Source organism: Virgibacillus necropolis (assembly GCF_002224365.1).
GTDB lineage: Bacteria > Bacillota > Bacilli > Bacillales > Amphibacillaceae > Virgibacillus_F > Virgibacillus_F necropolis.
Map to the genome: position 1 here is coordinate 4,045,238 of NZ_CP022437.1, position 19,869 is coordinate 4,065,106.

Genomic DNA, 19,869 nt, shown 5'->3' on the forward strand with positions numbered 1-19,869 from the left:
TGGCTGTCGATTACTTCAGGCGGGCCGGATTGACTTTGTTTGCCTGTGGATCAACTTCAGACTGGGCTCGATCAATTTTGCTTGGCTTTCGATCAACTTTCCGTGTTTTTCGATCAACAAACATAAAAACAAGGCTACACCGTTAGTACCAGTGTAGCCTCCCTTCTATATTTTACCGTTTATTCATTTCTTCCAACAGGATTTTATTAACCATTGGTGGGTTTGCTTGTCCTTTGGTTTGTTTCATAACTTGTCCGACTAGGAATTTTATTGCGTTGTCTTTACCGTTCTTAAAATCGATAATCGATTGTTCATTTTCATCTAGTACCTTAGTAATAATCTCGCGTAATTGGCCTTCATCAGAGATTTGAACAAGTCCTTTATCTTTAACGATTTGTTCTGGATCTCCACCCTTTTCAACGAGATCCGCAAATACCTTTTTCGCAATCTTAGATGATATCGTTCCATCCTCGATTAATTGTATCATTTTGCCAAGTCCTTCTGGTGTCAATGCTAAATCATGTAATTCCTTTTGATGCTTATTCATATGTTCAAAGACAGCACCCATTAACCAGTTTGAAGCTTGTTTGATATCAGCACCTTGCGCAATCGTTTCTTCTAGGAAATCTGCCATTTCTTTAGAATCCGTGATGACTGCAGCATCGTATTCTGGTAAACCAAGCTCCTTAACAAATCGTTCCTTTCTCGCGTCAGGAAGCTCTGGGATCTGTTTGCGAATACGTTCCTTCCATTCGTCACTGATATGCATATGAACCAAGTCTGGTTCTGGGAAATAACGATAATCGTCTGATCCCTCTTTAATACGCATAAGGATGGTTTCTTTTGTTTTTTCATCATATCGGCGAGTTTCTTGTAAAATTTCTCCGCCCGATAGTAATTCCTTTTCTTGTCGTTTTTCTTCAAATTCAAGACCTTTTTGCACAAAGGTAAAGGAATTCAGGTTTTTCAGCTCGGCTTTTGCCCCAAACTCTTCCTGGCCAATTGGTCTTAATGAAATATTAGCATCACAACGAAGTGATCCTTCTTCCATTTTCACATCAGAAACACCGGTGTATTGAATGATGTTTTTCAGTTTTTCCAAATAAGCATATGCTTCCTCTGGAGAACGCATATCAGGTTCAGAAACAATCTCGATTAGAGGAGTACCTTGACGGTTAAAGTCAACTAAAGAATACCCATTATCGCCATGTGTCAATTTCCCAGCGTCTTCTTCCATGTGTAAACGGGTAATGCCAATCCGTTTCTTTTCGCCATTTACTTCGATTTCTAGCCACCCATTTTCACCAATTGGTTTATCAAATTGGGAAATTTGATATGCTTTAGGGTTGTCTGGGTAGAAATAGTTCTTCCGATCAAACTTTGTATCTGTCGCGATTTCGCAATTCAGTGCCATAGCAGCTTTCATAGCAAAGTTTACCGCTTCTTCATTTAAAACAGGTAATGTGCCCGGATATCCCAAATCGATTGGATTCACATTTGTATTTGGTTCTGCACCAAACTGGTTAGGGCTTGGGCTAAAGATTTTCGATTGTGTTTTTAATTCAACATGTACTTCAAGTCCAATGATCGTTTCAAAATTCATTAGTTGGCACCTCCAAGTTGAGGTCGTTTTTTATGGTAATCAGTTGCTTGTTCAAATGCATGTGCTGCACGGAAAATTGTTTCCTCATCAAAATGTTTTCCAATAACTTGCAAACCAATTGGTAGTCCATTTTCAGAAAAACCACACGGAATCGAAATACCTGGAATACCTGCTAAGTTAACCGGAATTGTTAAAATATCATTTGTATACATGGTCAATGGATCATCTGTTTTTTCGCCAACTTTAAATGCTGGCGTTGGTGTCGTTGGTCCGATAACCACATCGTAATTTTCAAATACACTAGCAAAATCATTGTTTATTAGCTTACGAACTTTTTGTGCTTTTTTATAATAAGCGTCATAGTAGCCTGATGATAATGCATAGGTTCCTAGCATAATCCGGCGTTTCACTTCATCACCAAAGCCTTCACTACGGGACATCTTGAACATATCCAACATAGTTGTTGCATTTTCAGAACGGACACCATAACGAACGCCATCAAAGCGAGCAAGGTTAGCAGATGCTTCAGATGATGCAAGTAAATAATAAGCCGCGACCGCATATTTCGTATGTGGCAGGGAAACCTCTTCCCACTCTGCACCAAGTGATTCATATACCTTTAGAGCTTCTAAAATGGTGTCTTTCACTTCTTTTGAAACACCTTCAGCTAAATATTCTTTTGGAACCGCAATTTTAAGTCCCTTTACATCCCCTGAAAGCGCATCTGTAAACGTTGGAACCTCAATATCTGCACTAGTTGAATCCATTGCATCTCGTCCAGAAATAACTTCCATTATACGAGCACTATCTTCTACAGTCCGTGTTAATGGTCCAATTTGATCAAGTGATGATGCAAATGCAACCAACCCGAATCTAGACACACGACCATACGTAGGCTTTAAACCAACAACCCCGCAAAATGCAGCAGGTTGGCGAATCGACCCACCAGTATCAGATCCTAGTGAAAAAAGTACTTCTCCTGCCGCTACTGCAGCAGCTGATCCACCACTAGATCCCCCTGGAACATAGTCCGTATTCCATGGATTACGCGTTGCAGCGTAGCTTGAATTCTCGTTTGATGACCCCATCGCAAATTCATCCATGTTTAATTTTCCAATATTGACTGCTTTTGCAGCGTTTAACTTCTGTACAACAGTTGCGTCATATAAAGGATCATTAAAGTTATCCAAAAATTGACTTGCACATGTAGTACGAAGATTTTTAGTAACAATATTATCCTTTACACCAACAGGCATACCAAATAATAGTTCAGCTGTATCTGGACTTTCTGAATCAAGTTGCTTCGCCTTTTCAAGGGCCCTTTCTTTATCTAACGTCAAGAAAGCTTGAACCTCACCGTCCACCTTTTCAATCTGCTCGTATGATTCATTTACAAGATCGGTGACAGTAATTTCCTTGTTATGTAGTTTTCGCTCAAGTTCCTTTATTGTGTGATCAAATAACGACATATGTTTCCCTCCCTACTCCATGACAGAAGGCACACGAAAATGTCCATCTTTTTTATCGGGGGCATTTTTTAGTGCTTCATCCTGTGTAATCCATTGCTTTGGTTCATCTTTACGTAAGACATTTTTAGTCTCTAGTACATGAGTTGTTGGCTCTATATCATCTGTATCCAGTTCATTTAACAGGTCTGCGTAATGAATAATCTTGCTTAACTGTTTCGTGAATTTTTCTGCTTCCTCATCTGTAATCGCAAGTCTTGCCAAATGCGCAACATGCTTAACATCATCATTTGTAATATCTGACAATTAAAACACCTCCATTAAAACTCTTACAATACTATAGATAATAGCAGAGTTCATTGACTATAGGCAAATAATCAGTGATTTTTTAGCCAACAAAAAAAGGCCTGAATAGCTTCCACACTAATTCAGGCAAGTTCATCATATAGTAATAGGGTAAAAAAATTACTTAGTAACTCAAACTTGGTTAGAAGCTTGTGTTACCGATTGAAAGTATACTTGGCTCTCTATCCATAGTCTGGTCAGTTGTAGTATCAAAAGTGAAGAAGAATCCAGCTACTAATAGAGTTCCTAAAGCAGCACTAGCAATAAGCTTTTTCATGTTATCCCCTCCTTTACAGAATAGTGAGTTGATCATATGCATAATTAGCAAGTTTAAAATACTTAGTTGCTTCTTTATATATGTATAACTTCTCATAATGATTGCCGAGCATTTTGGCGTATATGGCAAGATTTACATGATCTTTATGTTTCTTTAAATATGGAATAAATTCCTGTATTAAAATATTTTCAAATTTTTCGTGATCACTTTCGAGCGCGTACTGATAGGTGTTAATTATATAATAAAATAATTTATATTCTTCAATTCTCTTGAATTTTTCTAGTAGTTTAAATCCATAATCAACCATCTTTTTTGCATCATCATAATTATATATATTATATTGTTCCGCTAGTAACGAAGTGATCGCAGCAAGTCTTTCAATTAGATGTACTTCTTCATCATCCACAATTGCCCTAAAATACTTAATAGCTTCTTTTGACTCACCCTTAGAAGAATACAAAGAACCTAAGTTTTGATTTGTTAATTGCATCAGTTGATTATTTTTACTTAACTTTGCAAGGTGTAATGCCAAGTTAAAGTTTTTTATTGCCTTATCATAAACACTTATTCTACGATGGGATATTCCTAACAAAATGTGGCACTGTGCGCACCTATAAAAGTTATATTTAATTTGAAAAATATCAAGCGCTTTATTCGCATACTCTATGGCCTCTAGTGTATTTCTAAGCTTACTATGTGTAATGCCTATAGTATATTGTAGATCAGCTACATATGCTTCATCCAAACTAATCTGATTCAGCTTTTCCTCTGCAAGTTTATACATTCGCATAGCTTGACTAAACTCGCCCTGAAATGAGATATAATTCCCTTTAAACTTGTACCAATAGAATTGATGTAATGTATCGAAGGTATTCGAAATCTCATTTAACTTATTCACTTGTTCTAAGGCTTTTTCAAAATCAGCTAACACTAAATAATAGCGTATTCTATGAATCTCAAACAAAATCAAATTATCAGAATGAATATTACTAAGCAACCTTTCTAATTCCTCATACTTTTCAGTTATAACCTCTTTGTCATTCGTTTCAAACAACAGATCATACCATTCCTGACATTTTTCCTTAATCGTAACTTCTTTATCGTCATCCCGTTGTACTCCAAGTCTAGTACATAAAAGACTTATAACTTCTTGGCTTGCGGATGTTTTCTGATTTTCAATTTTGGACAAGTATGACATGGAAACAATACCCTCTGCTAAGTCCTCTTGCGTCATCCCTTGTTTTATGCGTTGTAATTTAATAAAGGGTCCAGTCTCCATCTATATACCCACCTTCTTGATATACTCGGATGAATTACCTTGTAAAATTGGTATATTTATATAATAACACAATTTCAGATAATTCATATTGGGAAAGTTGAGGGGTATAAACACCACTTAACCCCATAAAAACTTTCCTACTTTCCTAAATCTACGACAAAAAGCCCCTTTTTGCAATTATTTTTGCAAAAAGGGGCTCTATTTTGTCCTAGGTCTATTGAATTAGACTAAACTATCTAGCTATCGTTTTACATTTTTAGAACATTTCTGAAGTAGTTTTACCTTGCATATGATGGATTAAATAATCTGGTCCACCTGCTTTTGAATCTGTTCCTGACATTTTGAATCCACCGAATGGTTGATAGCCAACAATTGCTGCTGTACATCCACGGTTAAAGTATAGGTTACCTACATGGAAGTCTTGGCGTGCTTTTTCCTGATGGTCACGATTATTTGTAATAACTGCACCTGTTAAACCATAATCGGTGTTGTTAGCAATTTTGATTAATTCATCAAAATCTTTTCCTTTTGCTAATGCGACAACAGGTCCAAAGATTTCTTCCTGCATGATGCGTGCTACTGGATCTAGGTCTTTAAATACAGTCGGGTTTATAAACCAACCCTCGCTGTCATCCCCAGTACCGCCAACAAGAAGTTCTCCTTCGTCTTTACCAATTTCAATGTAACTCATAATTTTATCGTATGCACCTTGATCAATAACTGGTCCCATGAAGTGAGAGTTATCAGATGGATCTCCAGCGCTCAATTCTTTCGTTAGTTCTGCTACCCGATCCGCTACTTGATCATACACATCTTCATGGATGACTGCGCGTGAACATGCAGAACATTTTTGACCTGAGAATCCGAATGCAGATTGAACGATAGATTGTGCTGCAAGCTCTAGGTCTGCTTCATTATCAACTATGATGGTGTCTTTACCACCCATTTCAATAATAGTTCGTTTTAGCCAGTTTTGACCTTTTTGAACTTTTGCTGCGCGTTCGAAAATGCGTGTTCCAACATCTCTTGAACCTGTAAAACTAACAAAACGAGTACGTGGGTGATCAACTAAATAATCCCCAACTTCACTACCGGGTCCTGGAATAAAGTTGATTACGCCATCTGGAAGGCCAGCTTCTTCAAGTACTTCCATAAATTTATAAGCAATAACAGGTGTTGAGCTTGCCGGCTTCAGTAATACAGTGTTACCAGAAACCATTGCTGCACTTGTTGTTCCTGCCATTATAGCGAATAAGAAGTTCCATGGGGAGATAACAACACCCACCCCTAATGGAATATAATTATATTGGTTATATTCGATAGGACGACTATTTATTTTTGCCCCGTCCTTAAACTCAAGCATCTGACGTCCATAATATTCAAGGAAATCAATTGCTTCTGCAGTATCAGCATCCGCTTCTTTCCATGGTTTTCCGCCTTCTTTTACAAGATGTGCGGTAAATTCAAATTTACGACGGCGGATAATCGCCGCTGCACGGAATAAGATGTCAGCACGCACTTTAGGGTCTGATTTTCTCCAAGACTCAAATTTGCTATCAGCAACTTTCATTGCTTGTTCAGCTATTTCTTTGTTAGCTTTTGAAACAAGTCCGATAACTTCATCTTTTTTAGAAGGGTTAACAGAAACGATTTTATCGTCGGTTGTAATACGTTCCCCACCTATAATAAGTGGATATTCTCCACCAAGATCAGTTTCAACCTTTTTGATCGCTTCTAGCATTAATTTCTGATTTTCTCCTACTGTAAAATCTGTAAAAGGTTCGTGTTTGTACGGTACTACCATGAAAAAAACCTCCTTAAAAATTAATCGATTACTCCATTGATTACGTTTACATTAACTACAAGATGGAGCATCTCCATCCATCAGTTTAACCGATTTAATTTAACAGTTCAATGAATCTAACCTTTTTATCATTTATTTATCATTTAAATAAGGAATACCGATTTTTTCTAATGTGTGTTCAAAAGGTCGACAAAGAACTCAGGCGTCCTGTTGCAAAGTCGACATTAGCACGTCCTGTGCGTCAAGTTCAAGGCGCGAAGATTTTGAGGACCGGAAAAACTTCGCAACGAAGAAATTCGCCGTTTATCATTTGGTGACTTTTTGAACATCCTCTTCTAATGAAAAATATGCACAGTAGGGTTACTGACACCCGCACTTCTATAAATTAAGCTTTCCAGTTTTTCACTTGACGTCACCTTGATTTCGAGGTCAAAGTGATCTGGGAACATTTCCTTTGCAAGGCCGTAAGCATATTGTGTGAATCCGATAACCTCTCCCTTTCCATAGAACTCTATTGGAATTTCAAGTGTTAATTTCTTCAGTTCCTCATTGATATAAAAACCTTCCCCAATTACACCGACATAATTTGGGAAAAACTGCGCAACTTCATTAGTAAAATTCGAAACTATTTGTGTATCATCATAATATTTCTCCTTAGCTTCATCAGATGGGAACAAAATATAATCTTCTTTGACTGCATCCCACTCACCGATGGAGGCATCGCTACCTTCCACACCTGTTTTTGCAACAAAATTCCCTGGAACTGATGAACCTTGTGCCTCTTCACGATATAAGGCAAACATGATTGGAATATTTTCAAGTCCCTCCATTTTGCGTATTCGCTCAAGAATCGTTTGTGCCATTTGCTTTCCTTGTTTCAGCATTTCTTCTTGGGATATCTTTTCATAGTAATACGGGCCGCCAGTCTCTGTTTGAAACCGATATTCTGATTTCAAGGCTAGCCCTATTGACATTCCAACTAATTCTACCGTATTATCTTTATTCTTTTTCAGGAAATTCTGCTCTAAAATATGAGATAAATACCTTGGATTATTTCGATAATCACTTTCATTTGGATTATCCTTTAGAGCAGGATTTAATCCTTTGGTTTCTTCCTCTATAACACTTTTTCTTATCTCTTCAATGATGTCTTCGTTCACATCTTTTTTATCTTCTTTACGCTTGTCAATTCTAGCCTGTACCTCGTCTTCAATCTGCTTATCTGTTAAATCTTCTTCAAGCCACGTAAGAAGCAAATCATCCGATAGCTTCTGCCCTGCTTGGAAATAATAGGTGCCTGGGTCATAATATTCCTTGGAGTGACGCCTGAGACCTTCTTCCATCTCGTCTATATCCAACCGATTCCCCATTTGACTGACAATAAGCCCCCTTGCTGCACTTGGCTTATATGGAAGTATCATTTTATATGTTTCATTTGAAAGCTGGTAGCTAGGAACGATAGACGGCTCCTGATTGGCTGTCTCGTCTTCTTTTTTCACTACTTCATCATCGTTCATATTCGGTGAACAGCTTGTCATGAAAAGTAGTGCGCCCGTCAACCAAATAGCTATTTTCCTCAACATTCTCCACTCCCTTAATTACCTAAGACTTCTCTAAGCTGCTCTTCACTCCAAATGGTAATACCAAGTTCCTCGGCCTTATCGAGCTTTGAACCTGCATCAACGCCTGCAATCAGATAGTCAGTTTTTTTGCTGACACTTCCTGTAACAGACCCGCCTAATTGTTCGATAGCAGCTTTCGCTTCCGAGCGTGAGTAGGTTTCCATTTTCCCCGTTAATACAACGGTCTTTCCAGAAAAAACCGTATCCTCTACGATATCTTGCTTTTTCGGACCTTTATAGGTCATGTTTATATGAAGATCGTTTAACTCTTGTAAAAGATCTACTACTTCTTCTTCTGAAAAATACTGTGCAATCGAATCGGCCATTTTCTCGCCTATTTCATCAATGCTAATAAGGTCCTCATACGTTGCATGCTGTAATTTTGCCATCGTCTCAAAATGGGCTGCCAAAGTCTTGGCTGCTTTTGCCCCCACGAACCGAACCCCAAGGCCAAAGAGTAACTTCTCCAATGAATTTTGTTTCGATGTTTCAATTGCCTGAAGAAGGTTATCTACAGATTTTTCACCCATTCGTTCCAGTTTCAGCAAATCATCACGTTTCAACCGATATAAATCGGCGATGGTGTGGATCAGTTTTTCTTGGAATAATTGAATGATTACCTTTTCCCCTAGGCCATCGATATTCATCGCATTACGCGAGACAAAATGAATTAATCCTTCCTTTAATTGTGCTGGACAGTTCGGATTAATGCACCTTAATGCGACTTCTTCTTCCAAACGGACAAGTTCACTATCACAAGCTGGACAGGCTTCTGGCATATGGAAATCTTTTTCCTCACCAGTCCGATTCTCTTCCAACACACGTATTACTTCTGGAATAATGTCCCCGGCTTTCTTAATAACTACTGTATCACCAAGTTTTATATCTTTTGCACGGATTAAATCTTCATTATGTAACGAAGCACGTTTTACCGTTGTACCCGCAACTTTTACAGGCTCTAAAATTGCAGTTGGAGTAATAACACCTGTACGACCAACACTTAATTCAATATCATGTAATGTCGTAATAACTTCTTCTGCTGGGAATTTGTATGCGATAGCCCATCGTGGGCTCTTTGCTGTAAAACCAAGTTCTTCTTGTTGATCTAGATTATCCACTTTAATGACTATACCATCAATTTCGTAACTTAAATTTGGACGTTCAGCTTCCCAAAACGTTACATAATCAATTACTTCTTCTATCGTTTCACATTTTTTCCATTCCGGGTTTGTCTTGAATCCAAGTTCTTTCAAATACATTAATCGTTCACTGTGTGAGGAGATTGGCTTAGCTTCCCAATCCCCAACACCATATAAAAAGATATCTAAATTACGCTTTGCAGCTATTTTTGGATCTAATTGACGCAAAGATCCTGCAGCGGCGTTTCTTGGATTCGCGAATGGTTCTTCTTCATTTTCTACACGGCTTTTATTTAATGCCAAAAAGGATTTATGTGGCATAAAAGCTTCACCACGAATTTCAATTGTTTCTTTTTCTTTAATGGCTAATGGAATACTTTTAACCGTTCTTAGGTTACTCGTAATATCTTCACCGGTAGTACCATTTCCACGCGTGGCACCACGAACAAATTTGCCATTCTTATAGGTAAGAGATACAGCCAATCCATCAATTTTCAATTCACAAACAAATGATAGCTTCGTATCTGTTCCACCGATAGCACGCCGTTCAAAATCACGCAAATCACCTTCATTAAAGGCATTTCCTAAGCTAAGCATCGGTACATTATGTTGTACTTTTTGGAATGCATCAAGTGGCTCCCCGCCGACACGTTGCGTTGGAGATTCGGGTGTAACAAGTTCTGGATACTTTTCTTCCCAACCACGTAGTTCTTGCATTTTTTGATCATATTCAGCATCAGGAACACTCGGTTTGTCTAAAACATGATAATCATAGTTATATTGATTTAGCAATTCGCTTAATGCAGCAATTTTTTCTTGTGCTTGCTGTTTATCCACTTTCAGGGCCTCCTATTGTTTCGTAATTGGAGCAAATTTTGCTAATACCCGCTTAATACCGGTTGGCGCTGGGAAGGCAATATCAAGTTCCATTGCTTCATCTGCACCTTGAACTTTCACGACAGTTCCAACACCCCATTTTTTATGGGATGCTTTATCACCAGTTACCCATGCCTCATTTTCGGCACCAGTTGTTGTTTGTAGTTTTTGCGCTTTTCGTTTTATTGGTGCAGCCTTATCTTGTATCGGCTTACGCACGCCAAACATGGCCGCCTGTGCTTCTTCTATTCCATCGATAAGCTCTTTAGGTATTTCATTTATAAATCGACTAATCGGATTCATGTTTGTTCTACCATATAGTGTACGCATTTTTGCATGTGTTACATATAGTTCTTTTTCAGCTCGAGTAATTCCGACATAAGCAAGTCTACGCTCTTCTTCCATTTCATCATCATCAAACATGGCCCGACTATGTGGAAATACATTCTCCTCTAACCCAATTAAGAAAACAACAGGAAACTCAAGTCCTTTAGCTGCATGTAAGGTCATCAGCGTAATTTTTTCATCCGTTACATCTTCTTCGTCTTCCACCTTATCAATATCAGCTATCAAGGCTAAGTCAGTCAGAAATGTTACAAGCGTTTTGTCTTCTTCGCTCGTTTTTTCAAATTCCTTTGTAACTGTTATAAACTCTTCTAAGTTTTCTAACCTACTTTGTGATTCAATTGTATTCTCTCTTTTTAATGATTCTTCATAGCCTGTCCGCTTTAAAACCGCTTCAACCATATCGGTTGCTGTTAAAAATTCCTGTTGCTGCGTGAGTGAACCAATCAATGCACCAAATTCTGCGAGTGCCTGTGCAGCCTTTTTTGAAACACCTACAAAGTCAATTTCCTTCACAGTTTCATAAAAGGAAATACCATGCTCTGTAGCATGTGCGCGAATGCGGTCAACAGAAGTTTTTCCAATACCACGCTTTGGTACATTCACTACTCGCTCAAAGCTTAAATCATCGTTAGGATTCGTTATTAAACGCAAGTACGCAACCATGTCCTTGATTTCTTTTCGCTCATAGAATTTTGTTCCACCAACCATTTGATAAGAGACGGCTGATTTCATTAATGTATCCTCAATTGCACGAGATTGCGCATTCGTTCGGTAAAGTATTGCAATGTCATTTGGTGAATAACCATATTGACGTGTCAGATCTTGAATTTTATCCGTAACAAAAAACGCTTCTTCGTGCTCGGTTCCACCTTGAAAATAGTGAATGTTTTTCCCGTCATCATTCTCCGTCCAAAGGTTTTTCGGTTTACGTCCCGTATTGTTACCGATCACTTTATTTGCAGCTGATAAAATTGCTTTTGTTGACCGATAGTTTTGTTCCAGAAAAACTGATTTCGCAGCAGGATAGTCTTTTTCAAAGGTTAAAATATTTGTAATATCAGCACCGCGCCATCCGTAAATGGACTGGTCGGAGTCTCCAACAACGCAAATATTTTGGAAGCGTGATGCAAGCTGCTTTACCAAGAAATATTGAGCATGGTTCGTATCCTGATACTCATCAACATGAATGTATTGAAATCTTCGTTGATAGCTTTCCAATACCTCTGGAACTCGTTTAAACAAATGGATCGTTTGCATAATTAAGTCATCAAAGTCGAGGGATTGATTTTTCTGTAGTGTTTTTTGATATGCTACGTAAACTTGCGCTATTTGACGATCGTAGAAATTACCTACATTTTTGCTATATTCCTCAGGTGTTATTAACTCATTTTTTGCATTACTAATTGCCCCAAGCATTGCTCTTGGTTCAAACTTTTTCGGATCTATATTGAGGTTCTTTAAAATTTGTTTAATGACTGATAGCTGATCACCACTATCTAAAATAGTGAAATTTCGGTTGTAGCCAATTCGGTCAATATCCCGACGTAATATCCGCACACACATCGAATGAAAGGTGGAAACCCAAATATGTCCACTTTCAGGCCCTACAAGTTTGCTGACACGTGCCCTCATTTCGCGAGCAGCTTTGTTAGTAAAGGTAATAGCCAAAATACTCCTTGGTGATACTTCCTTTTCACTTAGCAAATAGGCGATGCGATGTGTTAAAACGCGCGTCTTGCCACTTCCTGCTCCAGCCATTATTAATAAAGGCCCATCTGTTTGTTTCACTGCTTGTTGTTGTTCAATATTTAATCCGTTTAATAAGTCGTCCATAGTCTGACTCACAACGACACCACCTTAGTTATCTTTTTAAATCAAAAGCATAAGCACCTTGGTCAGCCTCAGATATAGCTTAAGACGAGCCTAATAGTGACGTTTTTGTCACTAAGAGGATTGACTTAAGACCTCAGGCGGGGTAGGTGCTGAAGCTAGACTTTAACCGCTTTAACGGTTTTAAGAGCTTTTTTCAAATCTGTATAAATACTATTTCCAACGATAATAACATCTGCATGTTCTTTCATTTCTGTTGCTTGAAAGTTGTTTTCGATGCCGCCACCATAAAAAAGTAATGTGTTATCAAGCTGTTCTTTAACTTTTTTAACAAGTGCTGGATCGCCATATGTACCACTATACTCCATGTAAAAAATCGGTAAATGGAAAACGTGCTCAGTCATATAAGCGTATGCGGTCACATCTGCATCCTCCGGCAATTGGCTATTCGTATGTGTGAAAGCCTTCGCGTTCTCATTCAAAATACAATAGCCTTCTACAAAAATGTCATCCCAGTCCATGATGTCTTTATATTGTTTGATTGCTTGATGCTGGATATCCATCATCCATTTTTTTTCACGACTATTCATCACCATCGGAATGAAATAATGATCAAATCCCGGTGTGATGGCCTCCAAGTTCGAAATCTCTAGAATACATGGGACGGAATGTCGTCGAATACGTGATAACAAGTCTAACACACCATCAAGCGTCACATCGTCTGTGCCACCGACAATAATTGCGTCGGTTCCGGATTCACAAACTTTATCTAAATCTTCCTCTGATATTTCCTTTGCTGGGTCAAGCTTAAATATATGGTTAAAATCTTTCAATGAATTTTGCAAGGTAATAAATCCTCCATCATTATATTCCTTGTCCTATTATAACAAAAATCCGTACATGAATTTAGGATAAATATAATCTTTTTTATGCTTTAAGAAGTATAAGCCTTTATCGGTTTAAAGTATAAGAAAATCTTGGGGTGGATAGTTGAATGGCGGATATATCAGAGGAATGGCGGTAATATATCTAGATCGGCCGATATACTGTGGAAATGGCGGATATAGTGCATAAAAATGCCACAGCTATATGAACGGCTGTGGCAAAGCATCCTACTCTTCCTTTTCTTCCAATCGATCCAACACCATTTGATAGCCGTCACTACCAAAATTAATGCATCTTCTCACTCTAGAAATGGTTGCAGTTGATGCTTTTGTTTCTTTTTCAATTAAATTATATGTCAAACCTTCTGATAGCATTTTCGCTACCTGTAGTCGCTGTGCTATGGAATGAATTTCACTCATGGTAGCAATGTCATCAAAAAACTGGTAGCATTCTTCCCGATTATTCAATGAAAGAATTCCATCAAATAATTGATCTAGTTGCTTTCCCCGTAATTTATCAATTTGCAAATTGATCCCCTCCGTTTATTTCGAAACATGTATCGGTGTATTTAACGGAACAACATTGATCCATGTTTTCCCTGGAACAAATCCTACTGGTTTCCCGTCCTTAACGGGAATAATTCTACCATTTTGATTTTTCCAATTTAATTTTTGAATTTTTCCTTTTTGAACCAAGTAGCCTTCCCCACCTGAAGTAAGGTCAACTGCTCGTCGGCCAGCATCATCGATTACTTCATGGTCTGTTTTTACAACAAAAATATTATCAACAAGAATAGGTTCATTAGAATTTAATTCTACTGTTTGATCCTGATCACTATACCGTTTGTATTTTCCTAATTCTTCGTCATAATCATATTCCACAATTTCTTCTGGCTGATCCGAATAGACAATTTTGATGTGTGATGCAGAATCACCAGCGATTTCTTTAATTTCATTTTCATTCAAAAATGGCAGGGCTTTATCATTGGCTTTTACTGAATAACCCTTTGATTCTGCTACATCATAAATAGCTCCAACCTGTACATATGAATTATGTGGCGCCTTGCGAAAACTTTCCCTTTCAAATAAATGTCCATCGTTATCATGTAAGGAACCATTCAAATGCTCGATGCCACGCTCTTGTATCATATCGTTCACAAAGTTAGCTGCGCCGTGATATACATATAAAGCGTTATATCCGTTTGCTAATTCAAAATAATATTCACGTGCACTTCGGACAGGACCAACCACATCAGGTAACTCACTTTGAAATAACGCTAAAAACCTCGTGATTGGACCTTCTGCTAGTATCTCAAAAACAATGTCTGCTTTCGATAACCCTGTTTGTGGGCGTGCCTTTGCATGGTTATTCACCATAATTCCAATTGTACGATTTTCTACTTGTTTATCTGCTTCCATTCCTGTTAATGGGTAAACAAACTCAGCTGATTGGTGCGTTTCTGGGGTGTTGGCTTTCTCCTCAACAGCATTTTCTTTATCTTGATTGTTTGTTGCGGTCCCTTCTTCTTTTGAACAGCCTATAAGTAGGACAACCAGTGCAGCAATCAAATAGAAGAATGGTTTTTTCATTGGCTCACACCCTTTTTAATTAGTATACGTTACCGCATGATTGCTGGGAAGAGCACTTCCCGTTTTTTTACATCAATAATTCCGCGCTGTGTGATTCGAATATATGGCAAGTGTGTCGCTGATAAAAATAATATTGTATAAACTGGATCACTATACGCATATCCATAGTCTTTTAAAATACGTTTCAATTCTTTTTCTTTGGCAATTAAATCATCCATTTTTCCGTCGAACATAATTCCACCCAATGGAAGAGGCAGTTCAAAGATAATTTCCCCTTCATGGACCACAACAATTCCCCCGCCAAGCTGTTGAAGCCTAGTTGACGCAATGAGTATATCCTGTTTATTTTTACCGATAAATACGATATCCCCTGTTGTGGAGTAGGTGCTTGCGATTGCTCCCAATTTTTTAGTGAACCCGCGTATAGTAGTATTTACTCGCCACTTTCCATTCCGATCAATTAGTAATAAAAATGCGTCACTGTTAATTTCAGGTATTTGCTCGAGCGTAACATCCGTTTTAATTGCATATGGCTTTATGATAACATCATTTTCCAAATCTAGACCGATTGGAATCGAAAATTGCAAATCACTTTCGGTTAGCGTCCAATCAAATGTCAGAGGAACCACGCCATGCTTATGCCAATCTATTGGATTATTGAAGCTTTGTGTAACTTGATCTTTTTTGATCCACTTTCCACTTGCTAATACACTAACAGGATGCGGATTGACTTTGTCGTCTAGTATATTAATATGGGCAATTTTCCCAGGCGCAATACCTCCTAACTCACCGGCAAAGCCAAAGTGCTTTGCAACATTGTAGCTTGCCATTTGATAGGCATCCGCAAGAGGAACTCCTTTTTCAATTGCAATGGCGACGCAAACATTCATTAAACCTTTTTCATAAAAAGCTGGTGTCGAGCCATCTGTATTCATCGTTAAGTTCTCATAGGAGTTAATCCCTTCTGACACAAGTCCTTCCAGAACTTCTGGCAAATCTGGACGGATAGATGAATAGCGTAAACCTACTTGGAAACCTAGTCTGAGTCTCGTCATAACCTCTTCTGCTGTCATCGATTCATGATCTGCTGTAACACCTAGCAGCTTCATTTTGTTAAGCGTACCTTCAGACGCTCCTGGAAGATGGCCTTCAACAGGCTTTCCTAATCGATTTGCTTCTTGTATCCAGTAGAGAAGTCGATCATCACCCCTAAGCAAACGGGGCCATGCCGTTAATTCGCCACCTTGTACAACAGAAGGATTTTCTAACCATGATAGCACGGTTTCACTGTTAAATATTTCTTCTTCATCCTGTAATGCAGTTTGTGAATCAAAGCGAGCCCACCAAAACATAGAAATTGGTAGTTTATTAAACTCTTCCACCAAAGAAAACGCTTTCTTTTTATTTAATAAAAAAAGCCACATTAAATTGTCATTTACCAATGTAGTCGTACCAAATTTTGCTGCATGCTTAGCCAATTCCTCTGGATTATATAACTGGAATGGATGTGCATGGGGTTCAATATATCCAGGTACTAAATAACGACCCGCACAATCTACTAGCTCCACTTCCTTCGTTTGATCTGGCAATTTACCACCCACATAGACAATTCGATCCTTTAAAATCCATATATTTGCTTTTAACCATTGTTTTGTATACACATTTAAGTAGATTCCATTTGTTAAAACCTTTGTTGGCGCAACCTTGCCATCAATGACTGCAACATGTTCACGTAATTCACGATTACGCCAATGATATCCATTCTCCACCATAGAACAACTCTCCAATTTCATATTTTCTATATCGTATCATATATTACACTTTCGCACACTACCGTTTTGGTGTGCGAAAGTGACTATTTTGTGATAAAAAACGATGCACTTTAAATCGTGTAGTGAAATGACCGCGAATTTTGTCGAGAGATAAGGAAAAACATCCCCGTATGAGGATGTTTTAACTCTGTTCACCAATATCTTTTCGGTAGAAAAACCCTTCTGTATCATTTAGCGTTCCTAGTGTACGATAGACCAAATCCTTGGCTTCACCAATGCTCGATTCCTTCGCGCCGACCAATAAAACACGTCCTCCGTCTGAAACTAGATTATTGGAGGCGATTTTAGTACCTGCATGAATAATGTAGGAATTTTTTTCTTGCTGAAATTCTGGTATCCGTACACCTTTATTATATGAACCTGGATAACCTTCTGATGCAACAACTACACCTAATGCAACACGATCTTCCCATTGAAGTTGTGGATCTTTTCCATCTAATACATCAAGGAATACGTGCAACAAGTCATTTTGTAAAAGCGGCAAAACAACTTGAGTTTCCGGGTCACCAAAGCGTGTATTGAATTCTATCACTCTTGGTCCGTCTTCTGTTTGCATTAATCCAGCATATAAGATACCAGTAAATGGACGTCCTTCCGCCATCATCCCATCCGCTGTTTTTTTCAATACTTCACGTGTCGTATAGGCCATTATATCTGAAGTAATATCTTCAACTGGAGCGTACGCACCCATCCCCCCAGTATTTGGGCCTTCATCATTATCAAATGCACGTTTGTGATCTCGTGCTGGAATCATTGGATAGACATTTCCTTCATGCACAAATGCCATTAATGAAAACTCTTTTCCTACCAAACATTCCTCGATCACAATCGTTTCACCAGCATCAGCAAACTCCTTGGCAACTAGCATAGAATCGACTGCCCCTAATGCATCTTCTAAAGTTTCAGCGACGACAACACCTTTTCCAGCAGCAAGTCCATCCGCTTTAATCACGATTGGAGCACCCTTTTCCTTGATATGATTTTTTGCTGCTTCGGGATCAGTAAATGTTGCATAGCCTGCAGTAGGAATATCATATTTCTCCATAAACTCTTTAGCAAAACTTTTCGATCCTTCCAAGAGAGCTGCTTCCTTTGTTGGGGCAAAAACTTTCAAATCCTCCGCTTGGAAACGGTCAGCAATTCCATCTAGTAATGGATTTTCAGGTCCGACAACAGTTAAGTCTATTTGGTTCGACCTAGCAAAATCTATCAATTTATCTATATCCGTCTCATTACTATCAATACAAGTTGCATGTTGTGCAATCCCACCATTTCCCGGGGCAGCATAAAGATTCGTAACATGCTCGCTCTCTGCCAACTTCATGATAATACTATGTTCACGTCCACCTTTTCCGATTACTAGTACGTTCATTCGATTACTCCTCCCAAAAACAGACTATATCCGGGTTCACCTCTGGTCGATATTCATTTTTAATGTTTAAAATGTCGCATTCCTGTATAAACCATTGCTATTCCATGTTGATCACATACATCAATTGAATCCTGATCACGTTTGGAACCACCTGGTTGGATGATCGCAGTTACTCCAGCTTTTACAGCCGCTTCAACCGTATCAGGCATTGGGAAAAATGCATCTGATGCCAAGACAGATTTCGTAGCTTTTTCACCAGCCTGTTCAATAGCAATAGTAGCAGAGCCAATTCGGTTCATCTGACCAGCACCAATTCCAACTGTTTGATTATCTTTTGCCAAAACAATCGCATTGGACTTCACGTGCTTAACTGCGCGCCAAGCGAACAATAAATCAGCTACTTCTTTTTCAGATGGTTTACGCTCCGTTGGATATGTCCACTCATCTTTAGCTGCCATTCCTTTATCTTGTTCTTGTACTAACAATCCACCATTGACGCTAGTGATTTTTTTTGAGCTACCTTTACTGTCTTCCATTGAAACCTCAAGTAATCGAATATTTTTCTTTTCGGTTAAAATTTCCAACGCTTCTTTTGTAAAACTAGGTGCAATGACGATTTCAAGGAAAATTTCACGTAGTAATGAAGCAGTATCTGCATCTACCGAGCGATTACATGCCACAATTCCGCCAAAAATTGAAATAGAATCAGCTGCATAAGCTTTTTCAAAAGCGTTAACCATTGAATCACTCACACCAATTCCGCATGGGTTCATATGTTTTACAGCAACTGCAGTAGGCTCCGTGTATTCAGCAATGATTTCTAAGGCCGCGTTTGCATCTTGGATATTGTTGTACGACAATTCCTTACCGTGCAACTGCTTAGCTGCAGCTAAACTATATGATGACACTTTTGCATCTTTATAAAAAGCTGCTTGCTGATGTGGGTTTTCCCCGTAACGTAACGATTGAACTTTTTCATAGGTAACGGAATATGAGTCTGGGTACTGGGCATCCGTTTGCTCATTAAAATATCCTGCAATTAACGCATCGTAATGTGCTGTGTGGCGAAACACTTTCGCTGCAAGCTCCAAGCGTTTTCCCCCATCTAGCTCACCTTGCTTCAAGGCTGTTAAAATATCTGTGTAGTCAGCAGGATCAACAACGACCGCAACATTCGTAAAGTTTTTTGCTGCTGCACGAAGCATTGTAGGGCCGCCGATATCAATATTTTCTATTTTATCTGCATCTGTTGTGTTTTCATTTGCTAACGTTTCTTGGAATGGATATAGGTTCACGATAACCAAATCAATTGGTGTAATGTTATGTTCATTAAGCTGAGCTTGATGCTTTTCGTTTTTCAGGTCTGCTAATAATCCTCCATGGATAGAAGGATGTAATGTTTTTACACGACCATCTAAAATTTCCGGAAAATCAGTGATATCCTCAACCGCGCTAGCAGCAACACCCGCTTGTTGCAAAGCCTTTAGTGTTCCACCAGTTGAGATGATTTCATAATCAAGTTCCACTAAACCTTTTGCAAAAGCTACGATATTTTCTTTATTAGAAACACTTATAAGTGCACGCTTCGTCATGGAAAAAACT

15 protein-coding genes are annotated in these 19,869 nt (G+C 38.5%); all 15 read right to left on the bottom strand.

The features are described from left to right. Positions 1-172 precede the first annotated feature (172 nt). Positions 173-1,603, bottom strand: coding sequence for an Asp-tRNA(Asn)/Glu-tRNA(Gln) amidotransferase subunit GatB (gatB, locus tag CFK40_RS19215; protein WP_089533984.1), 1,431 nt, complete (start codon positions 1,601-1,603; stop codon positions 173-175). After that, positions 1,603-3,072 carry an Asp-tRNA(Asn)/Glu-tRNA(Gln) amidotransferase subunit GatA gene (gene gatA, locus CFK40_RS19220; protein ID WP_089533985.1) on the bottom strand — a complete coding sequence of 490 codons (1,470 nt, stop codon included), beginning with the start codon at positions 3,070-3,072 and terminating at the stop codon, positions 1,603-1,605. The genes gatB and gatA overlap by 1 nt, the downstream gene beginning before the upstream one ends. Before the next feature lie 12 nt (positions 3,073-3,084). Further along, positions 3,085-3,375 carry an Asp-tRNA(Asn)/Glu-tRNA(Gln) amidotransferase subunit GatC gene (gatC, locus tag CFK40_RS19225; protein ID WP_089533986.1) on the bottom strand — a complete coding sequence of 97 codons (291 nt, stop codon included), beginning with the start codon at positions 3,373-3,375 and terminating at the stop codon, positions 3,085-3,087. A gap of 181 nt (positions 3,376-3,556) precedes the next feature. Continuing rightward, complete coding sequence (locus CFK40_RS21570) at positions 3,557-3,691, bottom strand: hypothetical protein (protein WP_264371380.1); 135 nt, start codon at positions 3,689-3,691, stop codon at positions 3,557-3,559. Positions 3,692-3,704: 13 nt separating this feature from the next. Then, the gene (locus CFK40_RS19230; RefSeq protein WP_089533987.1) at positions 3,705-4,970 is read right to left on the bottom strand and encodes a helix-turn-helix domain-containing protein; all 1,266 of its coding nucleotides are present in this window, start codon (positions 4,968-4,970) and stop codon (positions 3,705-3,707) included. Positions 4,971-5,226: 256 nt separating this feature from the next. Beyond that, entirely contained in the window at positions 5,227-6,774 is a 1,548-nt protein-coding gene (pruA, locus tag CFK40_RS19235; protein ID WP_089533988.1) for an L-glutamate gamma-semialdehyde dehydrogenase, read from the bottom strand. 335 nt (positions 6,775-7,109) lie between these two features. Next, entirely contained in the window at positions 7,110-8,357 is a 1,248-nt protein-coding gene (locus CFK40_RS19240; RefSeq protein ID WP_089533989.1) for a CamS family sex pheromone protein, read from the bottom strand. Between the two features lie 11 nt (positions 8,358-8,368). Beyond that, a complete protein-coding gene (ligA, locus tag CFK40_RS19245; RefSeq protein ID WP_089533990.1) occupies positions 8,369-10,372 on the bottom strand; it encodes an NAD-dependent DNA ligase LigA in 2,004 nt (667 codons plus the stop codon). Between the two features lie 12 nt (positions 10,373-10,384). Then, on the bottom strand, positions 10,385-12,592 hold the full coding sequence (gene pcrA, locus CFK40_RS19250; RefSeq protein WP_405196601.1) for a DNA helicase PcrA: 2,208 nt from the start codon (positions 12,590-12,592) through the stop codon (positions 10,385-10,387). Between the two features lie 155 nt (positions 12,593-12,747). After that, complete coding sequence (locus CFK40_RS19255) at positions 12,748-13,422, bottom strand: heptaprenylglyceryl phosphate synthase (protein ID WP_405196602.1); 675 nt, start codon at positions 13,420-13,422, stop codon at positions 12,748-12,750. A gap of 279 nt (positions 13,423-13,701) precedes the next feature. Beyond that, positions 13,702-14,001 (bottom strand): YerC/YecD family TrpR-related protein, encoded by a 300-nt coding sequence (locus CFK40_RS19260; RefSeq protein ID WP_089533993.1) that lies wholly within the window; start codon positions 13,999-14,001, stop codon positions 13,702-13,704. 15 nt (positions 14,002-14,016) lie between these two features. Beyond that, positions 14,017-15,063 (bottom strand): DUF3048 domain-containing protein, encoded by a 1,047-nt coding sequence (locus tag CFK40_RS19265; protein WP_089533994.1) that lies wholly within the window; start codon positions 15,061-15,063, stop codon positions 14,017-14,019. A gap of 29 nt (positions 15,064-15,092) precedes the next feature. Next, positions 15,093-16,835, bottom strand: a complete 1,743-nt coding sequence (locus CFK40_RS19270; RefSeq protein ID WP_193433346.1) for an adenine deaminase C-terminal domain-containing protein — start codon at positions 16,833-16,835, stop codon at positions 15,093-15,095. Between the two features lie 181 nt (positions 16,836-17,016). Continuing rightward, on the bottom strand, positions 17,017-18,267 hold the full coding sequence (gene purD, locus CFK40_RS19275; protein WP_089533995.1) for a phosphoribosylamine--glycine ligase: 1,251 nt from the start codon (positions 18,265-18,267) through the stop codon (positions 17,017-17,019). Between the two features lie 59 nt (positions 18,268-18,326). Next, entirely contained in the window at positions 18,327-19,859 is a 1,533-nt protein-coding gene (purH, locus tag CFK40_RS19280) for a bifunctional phosphoribosylaminoimidazolecarboxamide formyltransferase/IMP cyclohydrolase (RefSeq protein ID WP_089533996.1), read from the bottom strand. Positions 19,860-19,869 lie beyond the last annotated feature (10 nt).

Bases quoted from the DNA above. Each gene is read 5' to 3' on its own strand.
- gatB (WP_089533984.1), bottom strand. From the start codon at position 1,603: ATGAATTTTGAAACGATCATTGGACTTGAAGTACATGTTGAATTAAAA.
- gatA (WP_089533985.1), bottom strand. From the start codon at position 3,072: ATGTCGTTATTTGATCACACAATAAAGGAACTTGAGCGAAAACTACAT.
- CFK40_RS21570 (WP_264371380.1), bottom strand. From the start codon at position 3,691: ATGAAAAAGCTTATTGCTAGTGCTGCTTTAGGAACTCTATTAGTAGCT.
- CFK40_RS19230 (WP_089533987.1), bottom strand. From the start codon at position 4,970: ATGGAGACTGGACCCTTTATTAAATTACAACGCATAAAACAAGGGATG.
- pruA (WP_089533988.1), bottom strand. From the start codon at position 6,774: ATGGTAGTACCGTACAAACACGAACCTTTTACAGATTTTACAGTAGGA.
- CFK40_RS19240 (WP_089533989.1), bottom strand. From the start codon at position 8,357: ATGTTGAGGAAAATAGCTATTTGGTTGACGGGCGCACTACTTTTCATG.
- pcrA (WP_405196601.1), bottom strand. From the start codon at position 12,592: ATGGACGACTTATTAAACGGATTAAATATTGAACAACAACAAGCAGTG.
- CFK40_RS19265 (WP_089533994.1), bottom strand. From the start codon at position 15,063: ATGAAAAAACCATTCTTCTATTTGATTGCTGCACTGGTTGTCCTACTT.
- CFK40_RS19270 (WP_193433346.1), bottom strand. From the start codon at position 16,835: ATGGTGGAGAATGGATATCATTGGCGTAATCGTGAATTACGTGAACAT.
- purD (WP_089533995.1), bottom strand. From the start codon at position 18,267: ATGAACGTACTAGTAATCGGAAAAGGTGGACGTGAACATAGTATTATC.
- purH (WP_089533996.1), bottom strand. From the start codon at position 19,859: ATGACGAAGCGTGCACTTATAAGTGTTTCTAATAAAGAAAATATCGTA.